This is a genomic window from Arthrobacter sp. 35/47, assembly GCF_000520475.1.
Taxonomy (GTDB): Bacteria; Actinomycetota; Actinomycetes; order Actinomycetales; family Micrococcaceae; genus Arthrobacter_D; species Arthrobacter_D subterraneus.
This window is the reverse complement of record NZ_KI914618.1, coordinates 31180-34536: the sequence shown is the minus strand read 5'-3', so window position 1 is coordinate 34536 and position 3357 is coordinate 31180. Positions and strand designations below refer to the sequence as shown.

Genomic DNA, 3357 nt, shown 5'->3' with positions numbered 1-3357 from the left:
GCGGCCCGCCGTAACCGCTCCTCGGTCAGGGGCGAACCCACCGCGGTGCGGCCGGTGCCGGCCAGGACGAGCACGTCTGCCCCGGTCTCCGGCAGGCCGGGGAAGCGCCGGACCTCGTCAGCGGCCCCGGTGATGCCCAGCGAGGGCAGGCTGTCCGTCAGCGCCCGCGCGGACTTGGCAGTCAGGGGGTTGTCCAGGAGTACGGGACCGTCGGGGCTCTGACCGGTGCCGATCACCAGGACCTCGCACGCGGACTTCTTGATGTCCCGGGAGACTGCGGTCAGGTGGATATCGCTGGTGTTGCTCACGAAGGTTCGTCCTCGCTTCCGATGGCTGGGGGTACCTGGACTCGCGTACGGATTTCGTTGCGCTCATCCATTCCTGTAGATCGTAGCCGCACCCTGTGACATGCGTCCTACGGGCACGGGTTGGGGAATCACGGAAGCTCCGCGGCGCGTTACACGGACGGAAAGAAAACGCGGCGCATCAACTAGGGTTGTCAACCGGGGGCGCACGTACTGCGAGGCCGGGGGCGCACGTACTGCGAGGCGCCCGCGGAACCCCCGCAAACGTCCGGATCCGAGCTGAGGAGGAAGCATGCTGGAGCCGCAGAGCCTGTACAACGTCAGCAACTCGATCAGTGCCGACCCGTCCCTGCGGGGCCTGCCGCTGGTCGCCGGGTTCACCGGATTTGTGGATGCCGGTCACGTTGTGGTGCAGGTACGCGATGAGCTGCTGGGCTCTCTGGACCATGAGGTCCTGGCTGTGTTCGACACCGATCAGCTCATCGATTACCGAAGCCGCAGGCCACGCATCACCTTCGAACAGGACCATTTGACGGACTATCAGGCTCCTGCCCTCGAGCTCCGGGTTCTGCGCGACGGGCTGGGGGAGAGGTTCCTCCTGCTCAGCGGCATGGAGCCCGATCTCCAGTGGGAAAGGTTCTGCGCCGCCGTCGGGCAGCTGGTCGACCTGCTCGAAGTGCCGCTGGTTGCCTGGGTCCATTCGCTGCCCATGCCGGTTCCCCACACCCGCCCCCTCGGAGTGACCGTTCACGGCAACCGGGGCGACCTCATCGAAGGAATGGGATCCACCTGGAAGCCGACAGCGGAACTGCAGTCCTCGATCGGTCACCTGCTGGAACTGCGCCTCATGGAGGCGGGGCACGACGTCGTGGGTTATGTGGTGCACGTGCCCCACTACCTCGCCGAGGCCGAATATCCGCCGGCCGCGGTAACAGCGCTGGAATACGTCGGTGCCTCCATCGGCCGTGTGCTGCCCACCGACAGGCTGCGGGAGGCCGGCCGCGACGTGGAGCGGCAGATCACCCGGCAGGTCGATAATTCGGCCGAAGTGCAGGGCGTGGTCTCATCCCTGGAGAAGCGCTACGACGAGCACTCCGACGGATCCCGCCGTTCACTGCTGGTCAAGCAGAACATGGAACTGGCCAGTGCCGAGGAGCTGGGAGCCGCCGTCGAGGCCTACCTCGCCGGCCCCCTTGCGGCGAACGAACTTGCCCAGACCTTCCGGGACGCGGCCGCTGCGGCGGAAACCGTGACCGGCGAGGACACTGACGATGACGGCTCCCACCACCGCACCGGGGACGGGGGCGAAGAGCCTGGCGACTGAGCCGGTTTCCCGGACGGACCGGCGCGCCTGGCTGGTGTGGGGTGCCGGCGTCCTGGCGTACCTGATAGCGGTCACACAGCGCACTTCATTTGGTGTTGCGGGCCTTGAGGCAACCGAACGTTTCGGCGCCACTGCCTCCGCCCTCGCAGTCTTCACCGTCGCACAGCTTGTGGTGTACGCGGGACTGCAGATCCCGGTCGGCGTCCTGGTCGACCGGTTCGGCCCGCGCATCATGATCGTCGGCGGCGCCGTGCTGATGGCACTTGGCCAGACCCAACTCGCGTTCGCCGAGTCCGTTCCTGCCGGCATCGGCGGGCGTCTGCTCGTGGGCGGCGGTGACGCCATGACTTTCGTGGCAGTGCTCAGGCTGCTCCCGGCGTGGTTCGAGGCGCGGAGAATCCCGGTGCTCACCCAGCTCACCGGTATCCTCGGCCAATTCGGCCAGATCATCAGCGTTATCCCTTTCCTCGCCGTCCTGCAGGTCGCAGGCTGGAACACAGCGTTCCTCTCCGCGGCCGGACTCGGGGTCCTCTCCGCTGTCCTGGCGCTCTCGCTGATCCGCGACCACCCGCAGGGAAACGACCAGCGACACCGCGTGTCGCTGCGCCAGACCGGTGTTTCGCTGACCGAGGCCTGGAAGCAGCCGGGCACCCGCCTGGGTCTCTGGTGCCATTTCACAACACAGTTCTCGGGGACGGTCTTCGTCCTGATCTGGGGGTACCCCTATCTGGTGAGCGCGCAGGAACTGGCGGCGCCCACGGCCTCAGTGCTGATGACGCTCTTCGTGGTGGTCGGAATGATCTGCGGACCGCTCCTCGGCGTCTACGTTGCCCGACACCCGCTGCGCCGTTCGACCATGGTCCTGGCGATCACCGCAGCGACCGCCCTGGCATGGCTGGTGGTTCTGACGTATCCCGGGCAGGCACCCGTCTGGCTGCTGGTGCTGCTGGTGGTGACGCTGGCCGTCGGCGGACCCGGGTCCATGATCGGTTTCGATTTCGCCCGGACCTTCAACCCCGCCTCTCGGCTCCGGGCGTCTGCTCGTGGGCGGCGGTGACGCCATGACTTTCGTGGCAGTGCTCAGGCTGCTCCCGGCGTGGTTCGAGGCGCGGAGAATCCCGGTGCTCACCCAGCTCACCGGTATCCTCGGCCAATTCGGCCAGATCATCAGCGTTATCCCTTTCCTCGCCGTCCTGCAGGTCGCAGGCTGGAACACAGCGTTCCTCTCCGCGGCCGGACTCGGGGTCCTCTCCGCTGTCCTGGCGCTCTCGCTGATCCGCGACCACCCGCAGGGAAACGACCAGCGACACCGCGTGTCGCTGCGCCAGACCGGTGTTTCGCTGACCGAGGCCTGGAAGCAGCCGGGCACCCGCCTGGGTCTCTGGTGCCATTTCACAACACAGTTCTCGGGGACGGTCTTCGTCCTGATCTGGGGGTACCCCTATCTGGTGAGCGCGCAGGAACTGGCGGCGCCCACGGCCTCAGTGCTGATGACGCTCTTCGTGGTGGTCGGAATGATCTGCGGACCGCTCCTCGGCGTCTACGTTGCCCGACACCCGCTGCGCCGTTCGACCATGGTCCTGGCGATCACCGCAGCGACCGCCCTGGCATGGCTGGTGGTTCTGACGTATCCCGGGCAGGCACCCGTCTGGCTGCTGGTGCTGCTGGTGGTGACGCTGGCCGTCGGCGGACCCGGGTCCATGATCGGTTTCGATTTCGCCCGGACCT

At 67.1% G+C, this 3357-nt stretch carries 2 protein-coding genes and 2 pseudogenes; 3 read left to right on the top strand and 1 reads right to left on the bottom strand.

Going from position 1 to position 3357, the window contains the following annotated elements:
• A pseudogene (locus X803_RS20420) lies at positions 1–308 on the bottom strand (M17 family peptidase N-terminal domain-containing protein); the annotation flags it as partial.
• Between the two features lie 289 nt (positions 309–597).
• Between X803_RS20420 and X803_RS20415 the strand changes: the two are divergent.
• From X803_RS20415 to X803_RS20405, 3 genes and pseudogenes are all read left to right on the top strand, one after another.
• Positions 598–1629 carry a proteasome assembly chaperone family protein gene (locus X803_RS20415; RefSeq protein WP_084033832.1) on the top strand — a complete coding sequence of 344 codons (1032 nt, stop codon included), beginning with the start codon at positions 598–600 and terminating at the stop codon, positions 1627–1629.
• Positions 1619–2659: pseudogene (locus tag X803_RS20410) on the top strand (MFS transporter); the annotation flags it as partial. The gene X803_RS20415 and the pseudogene X803_RS20410, both read left to right, overlap by 11 nt.
• Before the next feature lie 31 nt (positions 2660–2690).
• Positions 2691–3357: MFS transporter (locus X803_RS20405; RefSeq protein ID WP_156930093.1), on the top strand; the 667-nt coding region annotated here is incomplete at its 3' end.